Origin of the sequence: Saccharopolyspora elongata (genome assembly GCF_004348985.1) — a bacterium.
Classification (GTDB): Bacteria; Actinomycetota; Actinomycetes; order Mycobacteriales; family Pseudonocardiaceae; genus Saccharopolyspora; species Saccharopolyspora elongata.
Genome location: NZ_SMKW01000068.1, coordinates 26,563 through 51,064 on the forward strand (window position 1 = coordinate 26,563; position 24,502 = coordinate 51,064).

At 68.2% G+C, this 24,502-nt stretch carries 25 protein-coding genes and 1 pseudogene; 20 read left to right on the forward strand and 6 right to left on the reverse strand.

What is annotated here, in order from left to right; genetic code table 11:
- The first annotated feature begins 4 nt into the window (after window positions 1-4).
- The 9 genes and pseudogenes from E1288_RS35025 (at window position 5) to E1288_RS35060 (ending at window position 8,637) form a co-directional block, all read left to right on the forward strand.
- The gene (locus tag E1288_RS35025; RefSeq protein ID WP_132492986.1) at window positions 5-1,135 is read left to right on the forward strand and encodes a TetR/AcrR family transcriptional regulator; all 1,131 of its coding nucleotides are present in this window, start codon (window positions 5-7) and stop codon (window positions 1,133-1,135) included.
- Window positions 1,136-1,573: 438 nt separating this feature from the next.
- On the forward strand, window positions 1,574-2,491 hold the full coding sequence (locus E1288_RS35030; RefSeq protein WP_132492988.1) for an aromatic ring-hydroxylating oxygenase subunit alpha: 918 nt from the start codon (window positions 1,574-1,576) through the stop codon (window positions 2,489-2,491).
- Window positions 2,491-4,221 carry a Rieske 2Fe-2S domain-containing protein gene (locus E1288_RS35035; protein WP_132492989.1) on the forward strand — a complete coding sequence of 577 codons (1,731 nt, stop codon included), beginning with the start codon at window positions 2,491-2,493 and terminating at the stop codon, window positions 4,219-4,221. Before E1288_RS35030 ends, E1288_RS35035 begins: the two co-directional genes overlap by 1 nt.
- A gap of 12 nt (window positions 4,222-4,233) precedes the next feature.
- Entirely contained in the window at window positions 4,234-4,860 is a 627-nt protein-coding gene (locus tag E1288_RS35040; RefSeq protein ID WP_132492990.1) for a glutathione S-transferase family protein, read from the forward strand.
- Complete coding sequence (locus E1288_RS35045; RefSeq protein WP_235884033.1) at window positions 4,857-6,431, forward strand: nucleobase:cation symporter-2 family protein; 1,575 nt, start codon at window positions 4,857-4,859, stop codon at window positions 6,429-6,431. The genes E1288_RS35040 and E1288_RS35045 overlap by 4 nt, the downstream gene beginning before the upstream one ends.
- Before the next feature lie 11 nt (window positions 6,432-6,442).
- A pseudogene (locus E1288_RS49260) lies at window positions 6,443-6,793 on the forward strand (2-oxo-4-hydroxy-4-carboxy-5-ureidoimidazoline decarboxylase); the annotation flags it as partial.
- Window positions 6,794-6,946: 153 nt separating this feature from the next.
- Window positions 6,947-7,135: a hypothetical protein gene (locus E1288_RS35050; protein WP_132492991.1), complete on the forward strand. Its 189-nt coding sequence runs from the start codon at window positions 6,947-6,949 to the stop codon at window positions 7,133-7,135.
- Window positions 7,132-7,989 carry an SDR family NAD(P)-dependent oxidoreductase gene (locus E1288_RS35055; RefSeq protein WP_132492992.1) on the forward strand — a complete coding sequence of 286 codons (858 nt, stop codon included), beginning with the start codon at window positions 7,132-7,134 and terminating at the stop codon, window positions 7,987-7,989. The genes E1288_RS35050 and E1288_RS35055 overlap by 4 nt, the downstream gene beginning before the upstream one ends.
- A 123-nt stretch (window positions 7,990-8,112) precedes the next feature.
- Window positions 8,113-8,637: a nuclear transport factor 2 family protein gene (locus E1288_RS35060; RefSeq protein ID WP_207954730.1), complete on the forward strand. Its 525-nt coding sequence runs from the start codon at window positions 8,113-8,115 to the stop codon at window positions 8,635-8,637.
- Between the two features lie 89 nt (window positions 8,638-8,726).
- On the opposite strand, the gene E1288_RS35065 is transcribed toward E1288_RS35060, so the two are convergent.
- Window positions 8,727-9,239 carry a hypothetical protein gene (locus tag E1288_RS35065; RefSeq protein ID WP_132492993.1) on the reverse strand — a complete coding sequence of 171 codons (513 nt, stop codon included), beginning with the start codon at window positions 9,237-9,239 and terminating at the stop codon, window positions 8,727-8,729.
- A gap of 536 nt (window positions 9,240-9,775) precedes the next feature.
- Between E1288_RS35065 and E1288_RS35070 the strand changes: the two genes are divergently transcribed.
- Together E1288_RS35070 and E1288_RS35075 are read left to right on the forward strand one after the other, a co-directional pair.
- Window positions 9,776-10,693, forward strand: coding sequence for an EamA family transporter (locus tag E1288_RS35070; RefSeq protein WP_132492994.1), 918 nt, complete (start codon window positions 9,776-9,778; stop codon window positions 10,691-10,693).
- A gap of 237 nt (window positions 10,694-10,930) precedes the next feature.
- Window positions 10,931-11,902 (forward strand): DUF4185 domain-containing protein, encoded by a 972-nt coding sequence (locus E1288_RS35075; protein WP_207954731.1) that lies wholly within the window; start codon window positions 10,931-10,933, stop codon window positions 11,900-11,902.
- Window positions 11,903-12,015: 113 nt separating this feature from the next.
- On the opposite strand, the gene E1288_RS35080 is transcribed toward E1288_RS35075, so the two are convergent.
- From E1288_RS35080 to E1288_RS35090, 3 genes are all read right to left on the reverse strand, one after another.
- Window positions 12,016-12,780 carry a mechanosensitive ion channel family protein gene (locus tag E1288_RS35080; RefSeq protein WP_132492995.1) on the reverse strand — a complete coding sequence of 255 codons (765 nt, stop codon included), beginning with the start codon at window positions 12,778-12,780 and terminating at the stop codon, window positions 12,016-12,018.
- Between the two features lie 86 nt (window positions 12,781-12,866).
- Entirely contained in the window at window positions 12,867-13,958 is a 1,092-nt protein-coding gene (locus E1288_RS35085; protein WP_132492996.1) for a M20 family metallopeptidase, read from the reverse strand.
- A 13-nt stretch (window positions 13,959-13,971) separates the two neighbouring features.
- The gene (locus E1288_RS35090) at window positions 13,972-14,982 is read right to left on the reverse strand and encodes a LacI family DNA-binding transcriptional regulator (RefSeq protein ID WP_132492997.1); all 1,011 of its coding nucleotides are present in this window, start codon (window positions 14,980-14,982) and stop codon (window positions 13,972-13,974) included.
- Between the two features lie 152 nt (window positions 14,983-15,134).
- Here E1288_RS35090 and E1288_RS35095 point away from each other — a divergent pair, with 152 nt between their 5' ends.
- The 3 genes from E1288_RS35095 (at window position 15,135) to E1288_RS35105 (ending at window position 18,081) form a co-directional block, all read left to right on the forward strand.
- Window positions 15,135-15,875, forward strand: coding sequence for a glutamine amidotransferase (locus tag E1288_RS35095; protein WP_235884037.1), 741 nt, complete (start codon window positions 15,135-15,137; stop codon window positions 15,873-15,875).
- 128 nt (window positions 15,876-16,003) lie between these two features.
- A complete protein-coding gene (locus E1288_RS35100) occupies window positions 16,004-17,011 on the forward strand; it encodes a DMT family transporter (RefSeq protein ID WP_132492999.1) in 1,008 nt (335 codons plus the stop codon).
- Complete coding sequence (locus tag E1288_RS35105; protein WP_132493000.1) at window positions 17,008-18,081, forward strand: phosphotriesterase family protein; 1,074 nt, start codon at window positions 17,008-17,010, stop codon at window positions 18,079-18,081. The genes E1288_RS35100 and E1288_RS35105 overlap by 4 nt, the downstream gene beginning before the upstream one ends.
- Window positions 18,082-18,291: 210 nt before the next feature.
- Here E1288_RS35105 and E1288_RS35110 read toward each other — a convergent pair whose 3' ends face one another.
- On the reverse strand, window positions 18,292-18,555 hold the full coding sequence (locus E1288_RS35110) for a hypothetical protein (RefSeq protein WP_132493001.1): 264 nt from the start codon (window positions 18,553-18,555) through the stop codon (window positions 18,292-18,294).
- A 675-nt stretch (window positions 18,556-19,230) separates the two neighbouring features.
- Here E1288_RS35110 and E1288_RS35115 point away from each other — a divergent pair.
- The 6 genes from E1288_RS35115 to E1288_RS49265 all read left to right on the forward strand — a co-directional run bounded on the left by E1288_RS35115 (window position 19,231) and on the right by E1288_RS49265 (window position 24,069).
- Entirely contained in the window at window positions 19,231-20,007 is a 777-nt protein-coding gene (locus tag E1288_RS35115) for a PQQ-binding-like beta-propeller repeat protein (protein ID WP_132493002.1), read from the forward strand.
- Window positions 19,983-20,282: a hypothetical protein gene (locus E1288_RS35120; protein ID WP_132493003.1), complete on the forward strand. Its 300-nt coding sequence runs from the start codon at window positions 19,983-19,985 to the stop codon at window positions 20,280-20,282. The genes E1288_RS35115 and E1288_RS35120 overlap by 25 nt, the downstream gene beginning before the upstream one ends.
- Window positions 20,283-20,649: 367 nt before the next feature.
- On the forward strand, window positions 20,650-22,293 hold the full coding sequence (locus E1288_RS35125; RefSeq protein ID WP_132493004.1) for an outer membrane protein assembly factor BamB family protein: 1,644 nt from the start codon (window positions 20,650-20,652) through the stop codon (window positions 22,291-22,293).
- Complete coding sequence (locus E1288_RS47405) at window positions 22,293-22,448, forward strand: hypothetical protein (protein ID WP_165968420.1); 156 nt, start codon at window positions 22,293-22,295, stop codon at window positions 22,446-22,448. The genes E1288_RS35125 and E1288_RS47405 overlap by 1 nt, the downstream gene beginning before the upstream one ends.
- 215 nt (window positions 22,449-22,663) lie before the next feature.
- Window positions 22,664-23,509 carry a class I SAM-dependent methyltransferase gene (locus E1288_RS35130; RefSeq protein ID WP_132493005.1) on the forward strand — a complete coding sequence of 282 codons (846 nt, stop codon included), beginning with the start codon at window positions 22,664-22,666 and terminating at the stop codon, window positions 23,507-23,509.
- Entirely contained in the window at window positions 23,482-24,069 is a 588-nt protein-coding gene (locus E1288_RS49265) for an MFS transporter (protein ID WP_328592525.1), read from the forward strand. The genes E1288_RS35130 and E1288_RS49265 overlap by 28 nt, the downstream gene beginning before the upstream one ends.
- Before the next feature lie 337 nt (window positions 24,070-24,406).
- Here the strand turns inward: E1288_RS49265 and E1288_RS50735 are convergent, their stop codons facing one another.
- Window positions 24,407-24,499 carry a WCX domain-containing protein gene (locus E1288_RS50735; RefSeq protein WP_456320517.1) on the reverse strand — a complete coding sequence of 31 codons (93 nt, stop codon included), beginning with the start codon at window positions 24,497-24,499 and terminating at the stop codon, window positions 24,407-24,409.
- Window positions 24,500-24,502: the final 3 nt, after the last annotated feature.

The window sequence follows — 24,502 nt, forward strand, 5'->3', positions numbered from 1 at the left end:
CACGATGGCGAGGCTGACCCGCGCGCAGCAGCAGAAACGAACCCGTGCGGCGGTGCTGGTCGCGGCCCGGCAGGAGTTCACCGAGTACGGCTACGTCGAGGCCAAGATCGACCGGATCGCCGAGCGAGCCGAACTGACCAGGGGAGCGGTCTACTCCAACTTCACCGGCAAGCGTGCGCTCTACCTCGCAGTGCTCGCCGACGCCGCGGAACGGGCTCGAGTCGCTGCCGAATCGCCGGCGGAATCGCCCGGCTCCGTCGGGCGAGCACTCGGCGCGTTCGCCCGGGTCTGGCTCGAACGACTGCCCCTCGTCGGCGACACACCGGCGAGCGGGCATCTTCAGCTGCGCTCGGTGTCCGGAGTGCTCGATACCGAGTCGGCCCGGGCCGCGCTGGCCGAACTCGTCCGGTTCGAAGCCCTGCTGCTCGCTCTGGCACTCGAGCCGCGCACCGCGGTGCGCACCCGGACGGTGCGACTGGCCGAACTGGCGCTGACGCTGCTGCACGGCGCGGCCGGTCTCGCGGAGAACGCCCCCGGGGTCGGCGATCCGTTCGACCTGGCCCGCGCCGCCGAGCACCTGGCGGGCATCGCCTTCATCGACGACGCGGAGCCGGCGCACCTGCCCTTCGTCGCTCCGGCGCAGTCGGCGAAAGACCAGTGGGCGGCACCCCGCGGACTACGCGACGAGATCACCGGCCGCCAGGTCGACCTCGGTGCCGATGGTGTGGTCGTCGTGTTGGGCGTGGGGCGTCTGTCCGCGGCCGCGGAGGCGGTTCGCTCGGCGCGGCTACGCGACGAGGTGACGTTCGTCGTCGTGACAAGCGATCCTGCCGAGATCGGTCGACTGGCCCGGCTTCGGATCGTCGATCTCATCGGCTGTCTGCGGCGGGTGTTCGTGGCCGAGGAGCTACCGCGGCCGCGCATCGTGTTCGATGACGGCGGCACGGTTCCTGCGGCCATCGGCTGGAACTCGATCGACGACTGCACCGAGGTCGCGATCCGGGTGCATGACGGGATGATCGTGGCACGCGCGGACGGACGCGGCGCCGGCCACGCCGTGGCCAGCTGCAGCGCCCATGAACGTCGTGGGCAGCGTGACGGTGTGAATCCGAGGAAACCTGCGGGCGAGGCGTAAATGATCGACGCCCGGCCCGGCCATCTGATGCCCCGCACTACGCGAGTACCACGCCGCGCGGGAGTACTTCGCCGAGCCGTACAAGATCTTCGTTGACGCAAAGAGTCCACTTGGGATCGCGATCTCGCTGCACAATCCCGCGTATCACTGCGGCGCCCCACGGAGGTGGGGCGCCGCAAGCACGAGTCATCCCAATGACGTAGCGGGACCCGTCTTCCCGCGGAAACGGCCGGTCGAGGCAGGCCTTTGACGGGGTCGAGCCTTGGACAGCTTGCAACAGTTTGTTTATTTTTCGGTCGGATGGTGCTAGCTTGCTGGCTGGCACCAGTTCGGGAGTGATCTTCGCCGGATCCGTGGTCGCGTCGTCGACCTCCGGAGCGGGATGGCGTTTTCGGCCGTACCCCTCCCCTCCCGACCGTCTGTGCAAGGAGGCCATCCATGGCTCCCGAAATCCTGGAACAACCCTGCGAAGACGAGGTTCTGCTCGACCTCTGGCATCCGCTGGGTGCCGTCGAGACGATGCCCCGAAACCGTACCTGGAAAGACCGGCTGCTCGGTGTGCCGCTGACGCTGAGCAGATCGTCCGAGGGCAGGCTCGCCGTGTGGAGGCGACAGGACGATGATCCCGAGTCGGCGGCATGGCCCGCTGAAGGGCCTCCCGCTTCGACCCTGCCGGTGATCGAGCGGTACGGCTACCTGTGGACGTCGCTGGGCACGCCACGCCCGTTGTTCGAAATTCCGGAGGCGGACGAGAGCAATCGACGTGTGCTGCACGCCATCTCGGTCACGGCCCGCACATCCGCGCCCCGCGGCATCGAGAACTTCCTCGACATGGGGCACTTTCCGTTCGTCCACACCTCCGTCCTCGGCGATGAGCCGCACACCGAGGTCAAGGACTACAACGTCGAGGTCTCCGTCGCCGACGGGGAGATCCTCGCCACGGATTGCGTGTTCTACCAGCCTCGAGCGGCTCTCTCCAGCCAGGGTGGGGCGGAGGTCGACTACGTCTTCCGGGTTCCGCATCCGCACTGCTCCGTGCTGTACAAGTCGAGCCCGGGGGCCGAGGGCCGGTTCGACGTCATCGGTCTGTTCGTGCAGGCCCTCGACCAGGAACGCATCCGCGCCCACATGTGGCTGTGCCTGCTGGACGACGACCAGCCCGACTGGGCCCTGCGCCGGTTCCAGGTATCGATCTTCGGCCAGGACAAGCCCATCCTGGAGAACCAGTTGCCGCGCCGCCTGCCGCTCGACCCGAGAGCGGAGACACCGATCCGGGCCGACAAGTCCGGGGTCGCCTACCGCAGGTGGCTGAGCCAGTTGGGGGTCCGTTACGGCGTCATCCCGGGAGCCGCGTGATGCGTGAGGACCTGTTGCTGCGCGCGGAGAAGAGTTGGCACCCGGTCGCGTCCGAAAGCGATCTGGTCTACCGGCACGTGTTTCACGGCCAACTGCTAGGACAGGAACTGGCCGTGTGGCGGGCTGACGACGACTACGTCAACGTCTGGGAGAACCGGTGCCTGCACCGCGGTGTCCGGTTGTCGATCGCGATGAACGACGGCCGCGAGCTGAAATGCCAGTACCACGGCTGGCGCTACGCCAACCGAACCGCGTCCTGCACGTACATCCCGGCCCATCCCGCCGATGCGCCCGCGCGGACCATCACCAATCGCACCTACCCGGTACGCACCAGCGGCGGGCTGGTGTGGACCGCGTTGGCGGAGCCGCCTGACGAACCACCGGAACTCGATGCGGGTCTCGTGCTCCGCCCCATGCCGGTGCGGGCGAAACCAGAGGACGTGTTGACCCTGCTCTTGGAGCAGCCACCCGCGCTCCCGAACACCGAGCCGCCGGCGACGAGACGACACGGGGACTTCGTCGTCGAGCTGGAGGGGGTTGGTTTCTTCGCGGTGCAGCCCACCGATGCCGGCCGTGCGATCATCCGGGGAGTGCTGAGCAGCCCCGCACCGGTGGGCGGGCGGCTGCGGCTGCTTCGGCACTTCGACCTCGCCCTGACCCGGCTTCGTGAGTTCGCCCAGGATCGGGCTGCGGAGGAACCCGCACCTGAACCGCTCTTGCCCCGCTACGAGCCGGTCCCGAAGCACTTGGCGTCGATGCCCGCCCGCAGTGGCCACCACGAGCTGCCGACGCGGGTCCGGGTGGTACGGGTGTGGGAGGCGGGCACCGGCGTCCGCGGCCTGGAGCTGGGTCCGGTGGGCGACAGTCCGCTCCCCAGCGGCCAGCCGGGTGCTCACCTCGACGTCGCCCTGCCCGGTGGCCTGGTCCGGCAGTACTCCCTGGTGAACGGGCCCGGTGAGACCGGGCATTACGTGATCGGCGTGAAGCTGACCTCCGACTCCGCAGGCGGATCGATATCCGTGCACGAGCGGGTGCGGAAAGGTGACGTGCTCGCGGTGTCCCTACCGCGCAACGGTTTTCCGCTGCGGCAAGACCGCGAAGGCACGCTGCTGGTCGCCGGCGGAATCGGGATCACACCGCTGCTCGCGATGGCGCAGGCATTGGAGCACCAAGGTCTCCACTACGAGCTGCACTACTTCGCCGCGCGCGAAGCCGACGTGTCCTTCGGCGACCGCCTGTCGCGGCTCGGCAACGTCCGGACCATCATCGGCCTGGATCCGGAGGAGACCAGGGCCGAGCTGGAGCGGATCCTCGGCGCCACGGACGATGCGGATTGCCAGGTCTACATCTGCGGACCCCCGCCGATGCTCGACGTCGCCAGGGATGTCGCTCACCGGACCGGCCGGCCGCGCGATGCCGTGCACTTCGAGTACTTCCGCAATGACCAGAAGATCGACGAGAGCAGTCGTTTCGAGATCGTCCTCGCCCGGTCGGTCATGAACCTGACGGTGGAGCCCGGGCGCAGCATCTTGGAAACCGTGCGCGAGGCCGGGGTGACGGTTCCGTCCTCGTGCGAGCAGGGGGCCTGCGGCACGTGCCGGGTCGCGGTCATCGACGGCGAGCCGGACCACCAGGACGTCTACCTCGACGATGCCGAGCGGGCGGCCGGAGACTCGATCATGACGTGCGTCTCCCGGTCGCTCACCGCCCAGCTGACTCTGGACCTGTGAGGAGTTCGCGCCATGATCGTCCTCTACGACGACGAGACGTCCGCGGAGTGCTACCAGGTCCGCGCGTTGCTGGGCGTCCTCGGGTTGGAATTCCGTTCGGTGGCCTTGGAGGAGTACGAGTTCGCCCCGGACGCTCGTCGGCCGGCTCTGGTGCTCGTCGACGAACAGGTGGACCCCGCGGCGGTTGCGCATCATGCCGAGTCGGCCGTGCTGTACCTGGCTCGGGTCTACGACAGCGAGGGCGCGCTCGTGCGCGGTGAGGATCCTGCCGGTCACGCAGCGATGCTGGACTGGCTGGCGTTCGGGCGTGCACTGACCGCTTCCGCGGGCGCGGCGCGGAGGCACGAAGCCTTCGGTGAGCCGACGGATCTTCCGCAGGTTCAGGCAGAGGCGCATCGGCTGCTGCGCGTGTTGGACCGCCACCTGTGGTTCATGGAACGGCAGGGCGAAGACTTCCTGGTGGGCGCGTTCTCGCTCGGCGACATCGCTTGTTTCGGAGATGTCGCGCTCTGCGAGGAAGGCGGCATATCCCGCCAGGACTATCCCGCCGTGCGGCGCTGGTGCGATCGGGTCCAGCGGGTGCCGGGAATGCCCTTGATGCCCGGGATCTTCCGCGTCGCCGCGGGACGTCCGTCATGAGCGGCGACGCGCGGCCTCGCCGCCACCCCGTGGACGAGGTGCCGTCGGTGGCGAAACTGGCCATCTTCGGGTTCCAGCACGTGCTGGCGTTCTTCGCCGGTGGGGCGATCGTCATCCCGACCCTGCTGGCGTCGTCCCTGGGGTTGGACGGCGGTCAGCTCGTGCATCTCATCAACGCGTGCCTGCTGACCTGCGGTATCGCCTCCATCATCCAGTCGGTCGGGTTCTGGAAGGTGGGAGTGCGGCTCCCGTTGCTCCAGGGGGTGTCGGCGGTGGCGGTGGCGCCGATGGTCGCCATCGGGCTGGGTGCGGGCGGTGGCGCGGAGGGGCTGCGGATGGTCTACGGCGCCGTGATCGTGGCCGGGCTGATCACCTTCGTGATCGCACCTGTCTTCGGGCGCATGATGCGGTACTTCCCGCCGGTCGTGACGGGGTCGGTCATCGCCATCATCGGGTTGAGCCTGCTGTCGGTCGCGGCGACGAGCGCGGCCGGAGGTGAAGGTTCCGCGTTCCATCCCGAAAGCGGCCGGAACATGGCCTATGCTCTCGGCACGTTCGCCGTCATCGTGCTGGTGCACAAGGTGTCGCGAGGATTTCTGTCCACAGTGGGCGTGCTGCTCGGACTGGTGCTCGGCACGTTCGCGGCCTGGTCGCTGGGAGACACCGACTTCGACGAGGTGGGACATGCCTCCTGGGTGGGGTTGACGACCCCGTTCCAGTTCGGCAGTCCGATGGTTTCGATAGGCGGGGTCGTCTCGATGATGGTGGTCATGATGATCACGGCGATCGAGACCACCGGCGCGGTGACCGGGGTCTCGGAGATCGTCGACAGGCGGGTGCGGGGCGACGACATCACCCGCGCGATGCGGGCGGACGGGCTCTCGGGGGTGATCGGCGGGACCCTGAACTCGTTCCCGTACACCTGCTTCAGCGAGAACGTGGGCCTGGTGCGGCTCACCGGGGTGAAGAGCCGGTGGGTGATCAGCGTGGCCGGGCTTTTCATGATCACGCTCGGCTTGGTGCCGAAGTTCGCGGCCGTCGTCACGGCGATCCCCGCACCTGTGCTCGGCGGCGCTTCCCTGGCCATGTTTGCCATGGTCGCCGTGGTGGGGCTGCAGATCCTGTCGCGGGTCGACTTCCGCGATCACCGCAACTCCGTGATCGTCGCAGCCAGCATCGGGATGGCCATGTACGTCACGATGGTGCCCGAGGTGAAGGACGCCGTCCCGGATTGGGCGCAGATCTTCGGCGGCAGCGGGACCACGATCGGCGCCATCACGGCGATCCTCCTGAACCTGGTCTTCCACCACTTCGGCAGACGGCGCAAGGCCACGAACGACGAGGAGTCGAGTGCCGCCCGACTTCCGCTGGAGCAGATCAACGACATGACCGCCCAGGAGTTCAAAGCCGCCTTCGAGCCTCTGTTCCAAGGTCCGACGCGGGCCATCGATCGAGCGTGCGAGAAGCGACCGTTCGCTGACGTGACCGACCTCAGGACGGCCCTCCTGACGGCGTTCTTCGACTCCAGCGAGGACGAAATGCGGCGGCTGTTGTCGTTCTACCGGACCTAGGGGGACCCGGGGACAGCGACGGAATGTCCCTCCGCGACCACTCCGTTCCCGGGCTGACCAAGCTGGCCGATCAGGAGCAGGAACAACTGGACGAACTCACCAACGCCTACCGGGACCGCTTCGGCTTCCCGCTCATCATGTGCCTGCGTGAGCGCCCACATCTCCAAGCAGTTCTGGACCACGGGGCGCAGCGGCTCCACAACGCTCCCGCCTACGAATGCCACGCCGCTGCCTTGGAGGTCGCCCGAATCGCCGAATACCGGTTCGGCGATCTGGTGGCAACCGAGGCGCGGCCCAAAGACGAGGCGCTGAGGCGGAATTCGGTGTCTTCCCCTTCATCACCTGATGCGCAGACCAGGTGATGCTCTACGACGCCCTGGTCGCGCACGGGGCACGGCGTGCCCGGCGATCCGCTATCGGGGCTTGACTTGCCGACCGCCTTCGATACGCTCAAGCAAGCGTTTGGTTTTTCGTTGTCGCAGTCGAACCGTGCGTCAGGGACCGGGAGCGGGTACATGGCCGATGGACGAACGTCCGAGCGGGAGGTGCCGAGCAGTCTTCGCCCGGCGGTGATCATCGGGATCAGGGGACGGGCCAGGCACCGCAAGCCGGTGTCTTCGGCAAAAGCGGTTCTCCGCTCGGATGTCGACGATCTCGCGGTCGTCTCGTGCGGTGGGCCGCTCGGCATGGCGGGCGAGCTGTGAGCGGCGAACGGGTCGCGGTGGTCACCGGCGCGAGCCGGGGTGCGGGCAAGGGAATCGGGCTCGCGCTCGGTCAAACCGGCGCCACGGTCTACGTCACCGGCCGGACTCGGCGGGAGGGCGAGGCGTCGCTACCGGGCACGGTCTTCGCCACCGCCGAGGAGATCGACCGCAGGGGCGGCACCGGAGTTCCCGTTGTCTGCGATCACCGCGATGACACCCAGGTCGCGGCACTGTTCGAGCGGGTGCGCGCCGATCACGGCCGGCTGGACATCCTGGTGAACAACGCGTTCATCGTGCCGGACCAGCTCGCGACCAAGGGGCCGTTCTGGTCCAAGCCGCTGGCGTTGCAGGAGATGTTCGAGGTCGGGCTGCGTTCCAGTTACGTGTCCAGCTACTACGGTGCGCCGCTGCTCGTCAGCACCGGTGGCGGCCTGCTGGTCAACACCTCGTCCTTCGGCGCCACCTGCTACATGCACGGGCCCGCCTACGGTGCGGTGAAGTCAGGTGTGGACAAGATGGCGCACGACATGGCGGTGGACCTCGAACCGTTCGACGTGGCGGCCGTGTCGATCTGGATGGGACTGCTGCGCACCGAGCGGACCGAGGCGGTGCTGAACACGGATCCCGAGCGCTACGGCGAGCTGACCGCGATGGCCGAGTCGCCGGAGTTCACCGGACGGGTCATCGCCGCGCTCGCCGAGCACCCCGATCGGATGCGGTGGACCGGGCGGGTGCTGGTCGGAGCCGAGGTCGGCGAGGAACTGGGCGTGGTCGACGTCGACGGCACCTCCCCGGCGTCGCACCGGGAGTTCCTCGGCGCCCCGGTCGAGTTCAGCACCTCCATTGTGGATTGACGGGAGCGCGATCGACGTTCGTCGCCTGATGGTTCCGGGCCTCGGTCGGGACCCCGCCGTTGACGTACTGAACCGCCGAACGTGGGATGGCTGTTGGCGAGTCTGGCGAACGAGGAGGCGGAAGTGTTCGATGACGGCGACGTGGATGTGCGTGACCTCGCTCGTAGGGTCGCGCGCCTGGAGGCGATCCAGGAGATCGAACGCCTGAAGTACCGGTACTGGCGAGCATGCGACAGCAAGGATCCCGATGCCTTCCGGGAGTGCTTCGTGAGCGAGGGCGCCGACATCGACTACGGCCCCGGCCTCGGCGGCTTCGACGATCGCGAGAAGCTCGTCGAGCTGTACAGCAAGCTGGCCTTGCGCCGCGACGGCGACCGCTGGCTCTACAACGACATCCACCATGGCATGCACCCGGACATCGAACTGATCGACGCGAACACCGCTGTCGGCAGCTGGACCTTCTGGTTCATGAGGGTCAACCTCGCCGACGGCGTCGTCGAGCAGGCGTCATTGGAATATCGCGACCGGTACCTGGTCGAAGATGGGAAGTGGAAGATCCAGAGTTCGCACGTCACTCCCCTGACGGGGGTGAACTTCCCGATCCCGGAAGGAGCGAACGTCGCTCCGGGGCCCGCGGTGCCGCAATGATGCGGGACGTTCGGGTCGTCGAGGGTGCCCGTTGGTCGCGGGCTTGGTGGGGGCGATGGGTGTCGGGAAGGCCTGCCGCACGATCGACGTCACTGCCAGGGGGCCGCTTGGGCGCGCCACTGGGCCATCTGGAAGTAGCGGGTTTCCTGGATGTACTGCTTCGAGGGCTTGCGGCAGACCAGGACGATGAACGTGATGGTGCCGGTCAGGGCCAGTGCGCGGACGAGCCAGGCCAAGACGACCATCCCAATCGGAAGTCCGAGATCCCACGGCATCCCGAGCGCCATGTAAAAGACGGGTGCCAGGAGGCCGCCCAACAGCTCGAAGCACAGCCAGACCGCAGCGAGCACGATGAGTGTCACCCGAGCCCAGTTTCGGCCCGCCCGCAACTGGAATCCGAATGCGATCCACAGCGCGACCAGAACGGCGTACATGACTGCGGTGAAAATCCAGTCCGTGTCCTGGGCTGGTACCGGTTCTACGCCGTACTGCTCCAAGGCGGCGTTGAGACCCGAGGTGACCACGTCATTCGTCAGGTGGACGAAGACGGTGTCCAGCAGGCTGACCAGCAGTGGTACGACCATTGCGATCCAGAACGCCATCTCGATCGTTCGCGGCCGACGCGGTTCGGCCAATTCTTGTGCGGGCACCGGTGGAGCCGCGAACGGATTCCCGTACGGCGCTTGCGGATAACCGTGCTGCGCGTCCAGGAAGCCGGTCTGCGGATGCGGCGACTCGCTGCCCTGGACGTGCGGCTGCCCGCCCTGGTCGGATGATTCCGGCTGGGGAAGCCCCTCCTGGGGCTGTCCGCCTTGCCCTTGAACAGGTGGCAATGTCACGAATGAACAGTAAGAACGTCGCCGAACCACGCCTACTGATTTCCGGCAATCGTTACAGAACCGCCGAATCCATCAGCAGGCCGAGGTCGCTCTGAGCGACGAAGGCCGCTGGTGCCGCGGCTCAGGTCGGCATCGCCAAGGTTCGCCCACGCCTGGCCAACGGCACCCTGGCAGGTCGCGGCCGGCCGGAACGCCTGCCGAATGCCGAAGGAGCCGTGATCACCTGTTCGGTCGATGAAGCGATGTGGGCGTCCAAACCGACGAATGGTGTGGACTGACGGATCGTGAGGAGTTTCGCGGTGATCATCGGCAGAATTGTGCAGCGCCGGGGTGGTGGGCGGACGGGCGTGGCGCCTCCTGATCGCACTGTGTTCCTGCTGTTCGCGCTTTATGCGTGCTGGGGTTCGGCGATTCCGGCGATGAAGCTGATGGTCGACAGCGTGCCGCCGCTCGGTGGGGCGGCGCTGATCTTCTTGCTCGGCGGGGTCGTGCTTGCTGTTGTCGCGCGTGGGCGTCCCCGGCCTACGCGGGTGCAAGTGCGGCACCTGGCGGTTGCCGGCGTGCTGCTGCTGGTGGGCGGGCAAGGGCTCGCCACGGTCGCGCTGACCGCGGTTACGGCCAGTCTCGGGGCGATCCTCGCTGCGGCGATCCCGCTGTGGGTGGTACTCCTGAGCGGGTTGATCGGAACCCGTGTACCGGTCGCGTCGCGGGTGCGCCTCGTGGCGGGGTTCGGTGGCATCGTGGTCGTGGTTCTGACGGCGCCGGGTAGTGCGATCGGCGGGGCGCCGTGGGCGGTCGCGGCTTTCTGCGTTGCGCCGATCCTGTGGGCTGCGGGGAGCCTGTTGATGGCGAACGTCGCCGGGACGGTCGATCGAGTGGTCGCCAGCGCGGTTCAGTTGCTTGCCGGTGGGACCGTGTTGCTGCTGGTTGCGTTGTCGCTCGGTGAATTCGCCCCGATTCGGTGGTCGGACGTCAGCTGGGCCTCGGCTGGGGCGGTGGTGTTTCTGCTCGTTTTCGACTCGCTCGTCGGCTTCATGCTCTACACGCGCCTGTTGGAGAGCGCGCCGGCGTCGCTGGTCAGTACCTACGCCTACGTCACGCCGCTTGTCGGCGCCGCGATCGGCGCGACCGTGTTCGGCGAGTCGCTCTGGGCTGGTGCGTTTATCGGGGGCGCGTTGGTGCTTGGCGCGGTCGCACTCGAGCTGCGCGGGAGATGAGCCTCCTCGGTCCCGGTTTCGGGTACACCTCGGTGTGCAGGAGCACGCTTCCGCGGTCGGACGGGCAAGTCTGCGTCACGCACACGAGCGGGCGCTCTTTCTCCACAGCGAGCAGCCGGGCGGTGGTGGCGCTGGCTTCGACGGCGTCGAGGTGGCCTTCCATTGACCGCGCATCAGGACCGCCTAGCCGCAATGCCGGTCGTTTAGGTTGTCGCGTGGCCGGTAGCCTGCGTGCTTGTGGATCTTGAGGCAGGTGCGGGCGCGGGTGTCAGCGTGGCCGATCGGGCCGCCGTCGGCGTGCTGGCCCGAACGTTCCCTGTGGAATTGGTCGATCGAGTTATTGATCAGTACTGGCGTAGGGAACAGCGGACCCGCGCACTGCCCGCCCGGCTGATGTTCTACTTCACGCTGGTCTTGTGCCTGTTTCCGCACGAGTCCTACCGGTCGGCAATGAAGATCCTCGAGATGTACCTGCACGTGATGGTGTGCGCGGGGCTCGGCGACGTCCACTGGACCGAGGTGCACCGCTCGACCGATAACGGTGAGTCCTGGGAGCACACCGGTGCGTGGTGGCCCGGCGACCACCACGGCGGTCTGTTCCAGATGTTGACCTGGGAACTGGGCGACGACGGCTACGTCTACGCCTTCTCGACCGGGTTCCAGCGGGACAAGGGCCTGGTCCTGCAACGCGTCCCGGCCGACCGCCTCACCGATCCCCGTGCGTGGGAGGGCTGGGGTTTCCGCGGTGGCGTCTGGGCGTGGGGAAATCCGCCTACCATCGCGCTCACCGGTGCCTACGGTGAACTGTGCCTGCGCCGTGTCGACGATCGTTGGTTGTTGTCGTTCTTCGATGCCGGCAACTACCGCATCGACGTGATGAACCTCGACGGGCCGACGTCGAATCTGTACGAAGCGGTCCGCAGTGCTGTGCTGCACGGCTGCTCGTGGCACGGCGAGAACCACGGCAGCGGGCATGTCGCGCAGCTCTACGGCGGGTACATCGTGCCCGGCTCGACGCTGGACGACCTGCACCTGGTCGTCAGCCAGTGGAACACCGAGCAGAACTGGCCGTACCGGGCGATGCAGTTCGCGGGTAGCGCTCCCCGCCCTGGGGCTCGCCCGCTCCCCGGGGCGGCGGAAACGGGCAGTAGTACTGGTCGCCGGATCCTGAGGGCAGCTCATGACCTCGTCCTGCGCCGCATGAGTTAGCAGTGTGCCGAGTCGCCCGCCGGCGTCGGGTAGGAGATGCGCTCTGGACGCAACGGACCGACGTCGCGATTTGCGCCAGTGACGACAACTCCGGCTTCTTCAGCCCTCGCCGATCACGACGACTCCCCGCATTGGCACGGTTTCGATCTGCTTGCGCCTCGTTCGGTGTCGGTGGAGGCGTTCGGCCGGTCGGTTTGCGGCGCATTGATCCCGTTGTTGGGCGCGATGGCGGAGTTGAGGACGGCGGTGTTGGGCAGCTTGATCATGCCGTCGTCGCTTTCCAACGTCAGGTAGACGAGGCCCACTTCGGCTACGCGGCCTTCCAAAGGCCCACCGAGAGTCCCCGAGTGAACGATCAGGTGGTCGCCGAGGTTGAAAGGGCGCGCGGTGGCGAGCATCAGGCCGGCGAACACGTTGCCGAGCGACTGCTGTGCCGCAATGCCGATGATCACTCCGGTGACGGCGCCGCCGAGGAGGAGTTGGTCCACGCGCACGCCCAGCTCTCCCAGCGTCAGGACCGCGACGAGGGCATAACCGGCCAGGGAGATGACCAATCGGATCGCCCCGGCATGGCTTGCGCTGAGCCGAACCCTGGCGCGGCGGCCCGCTTCCCTCGCGAGGCTCTGCACGGCGACCGATCCCAGCGCGACGAACACGATCGCGCCCCCGATCGCAGCGGCTTTGTACAGGGGCTGGCCGTTGCGGAACCACGCGGCAGGATCGATCAGGGCTGCCGCCACCAGCATCACCACGGCGAAAAACGTCGCGCCCACGCCGCGCTTCGTGTCGGCGGTGAGCTGTCGTGGCTTCAGGGCCAGCCGGATGTTCCGCCGCCGGCTGCGGTTACCGATGTCGGGGTCGCTGTTCGGGGAGTCCATGTGTTTCGATTCTCAGGGAGTCAGCCACAAGATCAAGGGGCCGGCCGCCTTGGATTGCGGAATCGACATCCCAGAGCGAGCAAGCCCTACTGGCCCGACCGCCACGTGGTGAGCAGTCGGGTCAGCGCCTCGGTCGCTTCGTGGATCGCCGTGACGGAGCACGTCTCGTCCGTGACGTGCGCCTGATCGGGGTCGCCCGGGCCGTAGATGACGACCGCGGGCGAGCCGAGGGCAGTGGCCAGCACCGAGGCGTCGGTGAAGTACGTGGCGTACTCGGGTCGCCGGTCGGCATCCGCCGGGCTCAAGGCGTCGATGATGGTGCGCGCCAACGGGTTCTCGGGGTCGGTGGTGACGCCGGGCAGGTCCAGCTCGGTGGCGAAGTCCGTACCGGGCAGCGCGAGCTCGCCGATCGCGGCACGTGCTTCGGCGGCGGTGAACTCCGGCGTGGTGCGGATGTCGAGCACCAGCTCGGCCCGGTCCGGGACCAGGTTCGGCTGCACACCGGAGTGGAACGCGCCGACGTTGACCGTGGCGGGGCCGTGCGTCGGGCTGGTCGGCCAGTCCGCGTGCCGGTGGATGCGCACGGCGGTTTCGGCTAGTGCGGCGAGGGCGTTCTCGCCGAGTTCCGGGCGGGACCCGTGGGCGCTGCGGCCGTGCGCGGTCAGCCGCAGCCACAGGACTCCCTTGTGCCCGAGCACGATCCGGTTGGCGGTCGGCTCGGCGACCAGCAGCGCGGGGCTGGGCGCGAGCTCGGGGAGCAGTGCCGCGCCTTCGCAGCCGGTTTCCTCGCCGAAGGTGAACACCAGCTGCACGGCCAGGTCGTCGGGGCTGGTGCGGGCGCAGTGCATCGCGGCGGCGGCGATCGCCGCCACGCCGGCCTTCATGTCGCTGCTGCCGCGGCCGCGCAGCCGGTCGCCGTGGATCTCGCCGCTGTGCGGGTCGAACGACCACGTCGTCGGGTCGGCGGGCACCGTGTCGAGGTGTCCGGTGAGGGTGATCGGGGTGCCGGTGCCGAACCTGGCGACCAGGTTGGCGCGGTCGGGGCGCGGTTCGTCGACCGCGACCTCGAAACCGGCCGACCTCAGCATCGGGGCGAGCAGGTCGGCGGCGGCCTTCTCGCCGGCCGCGCGGGTGTCGAGTCGGACGAGCTGCTGGGCGAGCGCGATCGGATCGGTCACGGGTCCTCCGTGGTCAGTGCTGGGGTGGGGTCGCGGAACCGCGGATGACCAGTTGCAGCGGGAGGGTCCGCCGCACGGTGTCGGTCTCCGGTTCGGCGATTCGGGCGTGGACCAGTTCCAGGGCCCCGTGGGCCAGGTCGGCGACGGGCTGCTGCAGGGTCGTGAGCTTCGGGCGCAGCCATTCGCCGACCCGGATGCCGTCGCAGCCGATCACCGACAGGTCCTCCGGGATGCGCAGGCCGTGCAGTTCGGCGGCGCCGAGGACGCCGACCGCGGCGATGTCGCTGCCTACGAACACGGCGGTGGGCGGCTGCGCGGCGCCGGTGAGGTACGGGAAGGTGCTCGCGCCGAACTGCTCGGTGTAGGGGCCGTGCAGGATCAGGTCCTCGTCGACCTCCAGGCCGGCGTGCAGCATCGCGTCGCGGTATCCGCGGAGGCGGTCGCGGGTGGTGGAGAGCTCCCGCGGTCCGGCTATGTGCGCGATGCGCCGGTGTCCCAGCTGCGCCAGGTACGCCGTTGCCTGGTAGGCGCCGCCGTAGTTGTCGACCCCGATGGTGTCCACCCCGGCGGTGTCGGCGATCTCCTCGTCGAGCACGACCACCGGCAGCCCGTCGGCGATGGCCTGGAGCAGTCGCGGGTTCTCCCGGTGCATCCCGACGTAGATCATCCCGTCGATTTCCTCGGCGCCGGCGACGAAATCGCTCACCTTGGCTTCCCGCTGCGCCTGTCGCCCGGTCACGCCGATGACGAGCGAGGCGCCGCTGACCGCGGCGGCCGTGGCGATCTCCTCGGCCAGCGCCGCGAAGAACGGGTTGACCAGTTCCGGGACGATCAGCGCGATTACCGGGCCGTGGTCGCGCGCGCCATCCGGGGATGCCGACGGGCGCACCTCGTAGTGCAGTTCCCGGACGGCGGCGTCGATCCGGGCAGCGGTTTCGGACTGCACCTTCAGCTGGCCGCGCAGGTAGCGCGACGCCGTCGAGGTCGACACTTGCGCAAGTTGCGCAACGCGCGTCAACGTCATCGCCGCCCCTTTCGTCGAGTGCTCGATCGCAGTGTATCGGCAGGTCTCCGGGGGATGGCTCTTGACGCGCCGAACGGGTCCGCTTATGTTTGCGCAACATCGAGCGCAAAATTTGCGCAACGTACGTTCACCAGGAGGCGGAATTGAGTCGGGTGCTGTTGGCCGGGGAGTCCTGGGTCGCTCGAACGACCGACGTCAAGGGCTTCGATGCCATCGACCGGGCCCAGCTCGAGATCGGTGCCGAGGCGTTGCTCGCGGCGTTGCGCGCCGAGGGGCACGAGGTGGTGCACCTGCCGTCGCACGCCGTGGCGACCGATTTCCCCGCGTCGACGGCGGAACTGGACAAATACGACGTGGTGATCCTGTCGGACATCGGCGCGAACTCGCTGCTGCTGCACCCGCAGGTGTTCAACCAGGGACGCCCCTTCCCGAACCGGCTCAAGCTGCTGGCCGAGTGGGTGCGGGGCGGCGGCGGGCTGGCCATGGCCGGCGGCTACCTGAGCTTCCAGGGGTTCCAGGCCAAGGCGAACTTCCACGGCACGCCGATCGAGGACGTGCTGCCGGTCGAGATCCTGCCCTACGACGACCGGGTGGAATGCCCCGAAGGCGTCGCCGGTGAGCTCACCGGAACCGCGCACCCGGTCACCGAGGGCCTGGACGCGCAGTGGCCGATCCTGCTCGGTTACCAGCGGCTGATCGCCAAGCCCGACGCGGCCGTGCTCGCCACGGTCGAATCCCGGCCGCTGCTGGCCGTGCGCGCCGAAGGAGCCGGCCGGACCCTCGCCTTCGCCTCGGACATCTCGCCGCACTGGGCACCCACCGAGTTCATGGAGTGGCAGGGGTACCGTCGGCTGTTCCACCAGGCGGTCACCTGGTTGGCCGGCGACCGGTAGCCCGGTCCGCGCCCCGCCGGGCTGCCCACGTCACCCGCGGTGTGCCTCGGCGCGACATCGACGTCCAAGCCTTGCCCCCGTCTCACCCCATCCGGTGCACCACGGAAAACTAGGGAGTGCGCACCGCCATGACCAATACACCCGCTCCTCCGGTGGCCCCGCCGGCGACGTCCGGCCGGGCGGCCCGCGGCGTCACCACGACCGCCCTGGTCATCGCCACGGTGCTGGCCGGCATGCTCAGCCCGCTGCAGTCAGCGGTCAACGGCGCGCTCGGCGAGACCGTCGGCGACGGCAACAGCGCGGCCGTGATCTCGTTCGGCAGCGGCTTGGTGCTGATGCTCGTCATCGTGTTCGCGCGGCCCGGCACCCGCCGGCAGGCGCTGGGCATCCCGCGCCTGATCCGCAGCCGCCGCATCGGCTGGTGGAACTACCTCGCCGGTCTCTGCGGCGGCGCGGTGGTGCTCTCCGAGGGCGTCTCGGTCGGGGTGCTCGGGGTGGCAGTCTTCCAGATCACCCTGATCGCGGGTCTGATCATCTCCGGCGTCATCTGCGACCGGATCGGCGTCACCGCCACGGTCAAGCAGCCGATCTCGGTCGCCCGCGGGCTCGGCGCCGCGCTGGCCGTCGCCGCCACCGCGGTCACGATCTCGCCGAACTTCCACGTGCCGCACGCGATCGCGCTCGCCGTCCTGCCGTTCGTCGCCGGGCTGCTCGCCGGGTGGCAGCCGGCGGGCAACGCGGCGGTGGCGCGGGAGAGCGGCTCGATGCTGGTGTCGATCACGTTCAACTTCCTGGTCGGCTTCGTCGTCCTGCTGGCGGGTCTGCTGGTCCGGCTGGCGATCGGGACGGCGCACTTCTCGCTGCCGCCGACCTGGTGGATGTACACCGGCGGGGTGCTGGGCCTGCTGTCGATCGGATTCATGGCGCTGCTGGTGCGCGGTCTCGGCCTGCTCCTGCTCGGGCTGGGTTCGGTGGCCGGGCAGCTCGTCGGTTCGCTGCTGCTCGACCTCGTCGTGCCCGCGGTCGGCCACCCCATCCACCTCGTCACCGTGATCGGCACCGTGCTCGCGCTGGTCGCCGCCGGGATCGGGATGATCCCCTCCCGCCAGGCCGGTGAACCGGGAGCCGCGCGGTGACCGGCGGGCTCGTGCAGACCGTCACGGGCCCGGTGCCCGCGGGCGAACTGGGGCTCGTCCTGCCGCACGAGCACCTCTTCAACGACCTGTCCGGGGTGCTCGACCCGCCGAGCTACCGGTTCACCGAGTTCCTGGCCGATCGCGCCGTCGACGCATCGGCGGCGTGGGCGCTCCGGCAGGACCCGTACTGCTGCGCGGACAACCTGGCCGCCAAACCGGTCGACGGCGTGGTCGACGAAGTCGCGGCCTTCCAGGCGGTCGGCGGTCGGACCATCGTCGACGCCACGTGCAGCGCGGCCATCGGCCGCGACCCCGACAAGCTGGTGGAGGCGGCCCGCCGCACCGGCCTGAACATCGTCATGGGCTGCGGCGCCTACCTGGAGAAGTTCGAGGGCGAACGCATCACGGCGAACTCGGTCGAGGCGCAGGCCGCGAGCATCGGCGACGAGCTCGCCCGCGGCGTCGGCGAGCACCGGGCCCGGCCGGGGATCATCGGCGAGATCGGTGTCTCCCCGGACTTCACCCCGGCGGAGTCGGCCTCGTTGCGGGCTGCCGCGCTCGCCCAGCGCGAGCACCCCGAGGTGGCGCTCATGATCCACCTGCCCGGCTGGCAGCGCCGCGGGCACGAGGTGCTCGACATCGTGCTCGACGAGATCGGCGTCGACCCCGGCCGGGTGGTGCTGTCGCACATGGACCCGTCGGCAGCGGACACCGCCTACCAGGCCGGCATCGCCGATCGCGGGGTCTGGCTGGAGTTCGACATGATCGGCATGGACATCACGTTCCCGAAGGAGGGCGAGGCCCCGGCGAGCCGGGTGAGCGCGGCGGCCGTCGCGGGGCTCGTCGAGGCCGGCCACGGCCATCGGGTGCTGCTCAGCCACGACGTCTTCCTGAAGCAGATGTGGACTCGCCACGGCGGGAACGGATTCGCATTCGTGCCAACGGTTTTCGCCGAGATGCTGCGGGTGCTCGGAGTCGGCGACGACTGGATCGAGACGCTCACCCGGACCAATCCTGCCCGCATGCTCAGCGGGCAAGAACAGGCCGACCCCACTGGGTACCGCTCGTGAGCTCACCGCGAAGGAGTAGCGGACCTCTTCGTCGATGAACGTGTCCTGACGGTTCTCTCCGAAGATCATCCCTTGTGGACTGTTGAGTCCATTGGCGCTGAAAGTCCAAGCCCGGGCAAGGCCCTGCGGGGTTTGCCCGGGCTGTGGGCGTCGGGGGGCCGGTCAGAGGACCTTGTGCACGGATGCGGGATTGGCGTCGTTCGGCGTGGGTCATGAGAGGGCACTCACTGGAGCCTGCTGGGCCTCTGCGTTCGGTTGGGGCATCGATGGATCGCCGACGCTGCTCTCCATGGCGGGCCTGCGCCGGTCACGCAGCAGCAGTGCTACGACCGGTACGGCGATGGCGAACATGGCGAACATGGCGAAGAGGATCCACAACACGGTGTGCAGGGCTCCGGTGTACGCGGCACCGGCCACGTCTGTGAAGGCCTGCCGGGCCGTGTCGGGCTGCATGCTCTTGACGAGCGTGTCCATGTTGCCCTGGTTCAGGAGGTTCGCGACCTCGGCCGGGTCGTCCGCGGCGTCGGGTGGGTGGCAGCTTGGCCTTCACCTGCTGCGCGAAGCCGACCGCGCTCGCACAGGGGTCGATCTGGGTCGGATTGAGATTGGTCGCGACCACCACGACCTTCTCGGTCGGGAACCTGCTTTCGTCCGGCTGCGGCCGGTGTTCCCACTCGATCTGGCAGGAGGCATCCGGGGGGTCCGGGATGAGCGACGCGGGCTTCCCGCCGACATCCGCGGGCAGCCCGCTGGGGTCCCTGGATCCGACATCGAACGACACGTCCACCCGGACACCGCTGGGCAGCTTCCAGCCGCACTCGTGAATTCCTCGCGGCTCGGGCTTGGCGGTCGCGCCCACCTGCGGATCTTGGCCGAAACCTCGGATCGGCGAAACAGCCGCTGCGCGAGCAGGCAAGATCCGAACGTTCACAGTCACCTGGACGCTTGCCGCCGCACGTACCGCACAGCGATTCAATAGCGATCAAAGCCCGCACCGCGGCGGTGGCAGTGCGGTATCTGCCCGGCTTGAGCATGGCCGGGACTGCGTCGATCGGGAACTCAGCCCGGGGGTGCGATCCGGGTGGGGTGCCCGGCGGGGGCCGCTTCGCCCCACCGTTGATCGTGGTCCTGGCTTGGATTTTCATTCCGGTGTGGACCGCGCTGCTGGCGTATGTCCAGTGGCGGGCGGGCCGTGCGAGTACGCCGGCGGGCGGTGGGCGTCGAGTCGGCGCTGTGGGCCTGGCCGGGCTCGGCTGCTTGGTCGTGCTGCTCGTGTTGCTGGCGGTTTCCGGGCTCTACCGGGCAGGGCGCCCAGGAGACCAGTCGTTCCTGACACTGGTCGCGGCCATTGCGGCCGCCGTGGGAACGTTCCTGGCCACGCAAGGTGTCCGAGCGCCGAGGATCGATCTCCGAACGCGGCGAGCGGCGGTGTCCGTCGCCGACGGGCTCTTGGCGGTGGCGATCGCCGCGAGCTCGGTGGGGATTCTGCTGTCCGAGGTGAAGCACGTCGACGCGACCACCGCCGAGCCCGGGGTCGCCGCGCCGCTGCCCACCTCGCACCTGACTGAGAAGTGGCGTTGGCGAACCGGGGACAGGCTCTACGGCGTGGTGTCGGCCGGGGCCGGACCAGTGCTCGTGACCGATTCCGGGATCACCGCGCTGGACGGAGCCACCGGCGCCGAGAGATGGCACTACCGCCGTGACGACCTCGACGTCGTCTACCAGGTCCTCGCATTGGACCACGGCCGCACCATCGTCGTGACGCTCCGGCTCGAATCGGGGGACGAGCACGTCGACCAGCACCGCGCATTCGACGCCTTTACCGGCCAGGAGCTGTGGCAGTCCAGCCCGGCGAGGGCTTGCGGTGGAAGGTCGACGGCTCGCGGTTCGACATGGTGTCCGTGTCCGAAGGCCAGCAGGCTCTGACATTCCTGCCGGATGCAGTCGCCTTGGTCGACCACGAATTCGCACCGGGCAACGACGAATCCGGAGGGCAGTCCCGTGAGCGGCTGGTGCTGCTCGATCGAAACACCGGCGCGGAACTACGCGAGCTGCACAGCACTCCGTGGTACGACGTGGAGGGGAGCACGGCGAATGAGATTCAGCTCAGCGTCGTAGCCGCCCCCGGAACGCTGATCGTTATGAGATCCCCCCACGCGAGCCCCACTCCCGGCACGACCGAGCTCATCGGATTCGGATGAGCGCGAGCCCGCAGCGGCGGGCGACGGAATCCATCGAGCACGACAGCAGACCGTCGAGCACACGAGGGTGGGCCCCCGACCTCGTGAAGGTCTGATGTGGACGGTGCAGGTCGTGTCGTATCCCAGCGATTCTTCGAGGCGAGCGTTGAAGAAGTTGGCGACGCCGTCGAGCAGGCGGTGGGATTCTTCGGCTTCACGATGAGGAGGAACCAGAGTGTGGTGTTCCTGCGTCAGACCCGGCGATGAATCCGGCTGATGCGGGAGCTTGTTCGTGACGGATACGACCAAACCAACGACAAGGGCCTGCGAGTCCTCGGCCCGACGCACTTCTGGGAGCCGGGTGCGGGGATGGCTAGCGCTGGTTGGTGTGGGGCTGTTGATCGGCGCGGCTGGGCTCATGCTGTTCGCGTGGCTGGGTCGCGATCCGGGCGGGCGTCTGAGCACCACCGGTTCCGGCCTTCCGGCCGATCTCGCTGCTCCGTCCGCGGCGCTGCTGGCAGGGTGGGTGCTGGTGCCGCTGCTGGCGGTGCTCGTGGCCGTCGCACTGTGGCGGTGGTCGCGCCTTCTTGCCGTCACCGCTGTTGGAGGCGTGGTCTGTGTCCCTGCCGTGCTGGTGGTGCTGCTGGTCTCCGGTCATCCCGAGCCTGGTTATGCGCCGGGCAATCAGGTCGCGCTGGCGCTTCCCGCTTTGATCGGTGCGGGCGTGGGCACCGTGCTGGTGGGGATCGGTGCCCACAGCGCTCGGCCGCACCCGGTGTCCAGCATGACTTTGCCGGTCGCCGGGCTCGTGGTTGTGATCGCCGCCGGAGTGCTGGTGGATGTCCGCATCGGGGACTCCCGGCATGTTGACGCGACCACCGCTGCACCTGCTGCGCCCGCCGCCCTGCCGACATCCCGCCTGCGACCCGCATGGCAACGAACATTTCCAGGCGAGGAGGAGTACGAGATTCGTGCTGCCGGCGCCGGTGTCGTCGTCTGGCTTGAATCCGGAATTGTCGCGCTGGACGGCACAACCGGCGGCGAACGCTGGCAGTACCGACGCGATGACATCGATTCCGTCACCGGTGTGCACGTTTTCGATTCCGGCCGAACGGTGGTATTCGGCTTCACGACGTACACCGGCGTGGTGGACGACGAGCCCTACGATCGACCCGCGTACCACCATTCTCTCGTGGCCTTCGACGCCTTCACCGGCGAACGGCTCTGGCAATCCACTGACCCCGTATACGGCATGGAAAAACGCATCACGACGACCGAGACCGCACAGGCGCTCATCGTCGCCCGTGTGAACAATGCCGAGCCAACCAGTGTCGAGGCCCGTGATCCGCGCACGAACGCGCTGTTGTGGCAGCGACCGGGCACTGTCAGGTCGTGCCAGAACGGTGAGTACCCGGTGACGACCTCCGATGTGGTCGTGATGCGTTGCGACGCCGTCGCGGTCGATGCCCGGGACGGCCGCGAACTATGGCGGCTGACAGCTCCCGGCGACAAGGTGCTCACAGGAACGGAAAACGGGTTCATCGGGGTCCAAACCCCGCAGGGCGAGCTGCGTGCACTCGACGCGCGAACCGGGATCGAGATCAGCGGCCCACCCCGCTTGGGAGCCGGCTACTCGGATCCGCACGGCTCAGACGTGCTCGTCGGCGACCAACGAGCAGACCAGAGGACTCTGAACCGGTTGGAATCGCAAGGGCCGTGGCATCTCGTTGATGTCAACGGCTCCGTGCGCTGGACGAACGAAACCCTCGAGTTGGCAGACACTCGTGGCTTGCCCTTCGCCTTCCTTCCGGACGCCATCGCCGCGATCGCGGCAGGTGACGGCTACGCCGACGGCGACCTCCTGCTGCTCGACCGCGCCACCGGCACCGTTCTGCCCACCCCTGAACTCGACGACTGGAACCGCTCACATTGGGAGCCGTGGCAACTCGCCCCGGTGGCGGCACCAGGCAGCCTTGTCGCCGCACAGTTCGCCGACAGATTCGACAGCACCACCATCACCGGCTTCCGCTGATGATCACGACGAAGCACCTGCGGCAGTGGTCGGCTCCGCCTGTCATCGCCGGCGGGGAAAGGGGAACTGGCATGGATTCCTTCACGATCATCTACGGCGTGTTCTTCGTGCCTCCCGCGGCGTTCGCGGCATTGAGCCCGTTCTCATGGTGGTAGTGGAAGACCCGCAACGCAGATGTCGACTGGCCCAGTGACGGAGAGCTCGGGCGGATCCGCATCGGGGGTGCAATCGGATTGCTGATGTACGCCGGGATCTGCGTCCTCGAACTGCGCGGGTATGACTGGGCCTTCTGAGGCCGGCAGCAACATCATCGACACGATCGCAACTGCGGCCAGATGAACTAGGCCGCCGATACTCGAGGAGAGAGACCGTGAGCGATACTCCGAAAGTCGACTCGTCCAACACCGATCAGTTCCGCTCCTGGGACGGCGGCAGTGGAGCATTCTGGACCGAGCGTGCCCAACGCTTCGATCAGGGCATTTCCGGCTACCACGGTGAGCTGTTGAATGCAGCCGACATCCAGCAGGATTCGCTGGTACTGGACATCGGATGCGGCAGTGGCCAGGTCACTCGCGACGCGGCCCGCATCGCCCACGAAGGTTCGGCGCTGGGTGTCGACTTGTCGTCAACGCTGCTGGACCTCGCACGCACACTGGCCGTGAAGGACCAGCTGTACAACGCGACGTTCGTCCAAGCAGATGCGCAAGTCCACGACTTCGGTGAGTCGCGCTTCGACATCGCCGTCGGCCGGCACGGCACGATGTTCTTCGGCGATCGTCAGGCGGCGTTCGCCAACATCGCGCGCGCCATCCGGCCAGGCGGCCGATTCGTGCAGCTGACTTGGCAAGCGCTCGACCGCAACGAGAGCATCAGCACGTTCCGCACCATCGCGTCCGGCGGTCGTGAACTGCCACCGCCACCACCCGAGGCTCCAACGCCATTCTCGCTGAGCGACCCTGACCGAGTGCGTCAGCTGCTGCGCGGAGCAGGCTTCGTCGACATCGAGATGACAGGCCTGACCATCCCCATGTACTACGGTCGTGACGTCGATGACGCATTCGACTTCATCGCCAACCATTTTGCCTCGGCCTTTGGACAACTCGACGACGAATCCCGCGCCCTCGACACCCTCAGGGGCAACATCGCCGACCACCTCACCGACCGAGGTGTGCTGTACGGCGCAGCACACTGGCTTGTCCAAGCCCGGCGCACCTGAACGAAGTCGCCATCGTGAGTGCTCTGGGCATCGTCTTCTACGGACCGCGTCGGACCGACCCGCTGCTGGAGTTGCGCCTGTTCCGCAGTGTGCCGTTCAGCGCGGCGATCCTCATGGCGGTCTTCGCTCTGTGCGGGTTCAGCGCCTTCCTGTTCGTGACCACCCTGTATTTCCAGGACGTGCGTGGTATGTCGGCGTTGTCAGCGGGACTGTGCCTGGTTCCGGTCGGGGCCCTGGTCGTGGTGCTCTCGCCCTTCACCGGACGGCTGGTCGGGGCACGTGGTTCGCGGATCCCGCTCGTGATCGCTGGAGCGGCCCTTGCCTTGGGCGGAGGGGCATCGATGTGGCTGTCACCCGAGACGCCGCTGCCATTCGTACTCGCGGTCTGCCTGCTGATCGGCATCTTCCTGGGCATGGTCAACCCACCCATCACCAACACGGCTGTCGCTGGAATGCCCGGTCGATGGCCGGGGTGGCCGGATCGCTGGCATCCGCCGGCCGGCAAACCGGCACCACTCTGGACGTCGCGATCGCCGGCACGATCGTCGGCCCAGCCCTGACGGCTGGGCCGGCCAGCTACACCGAACTAGCGCAGGGCGTGTGGTGGATGGTGCTCTGCCTCGGCCTGGGCGTCCTGCTGTTGGCCCTGCTCAGCACTGGATCATGGGCCAAGTCCACCGCAGCGAGTGCGGCGGCGCTGTTCGGGGAGCCTGACCACGGCCCGGATAGTCCGCAGTCATCGGGCGCGCCCGATGACTGCGACGCCACGGTCTCGCCGTGCCCGAGGAGCGTTTGATGTCTCGCACGATCCGGACTGGACGAGTGATTCCCAATGCTGACGGTTCGTCCGGGTGTGGCTGAGTGCGCCACTTGCCGCACGCACGGGCGAGATCACCTTCAGTCGTGGAGCGTCGCCATGGTCCGTGCCGATGCGGCGATGCGCTCCCGAAGCTCCGGCGGTGCGAGCACCTCCACCCGTCTCTTATACACACC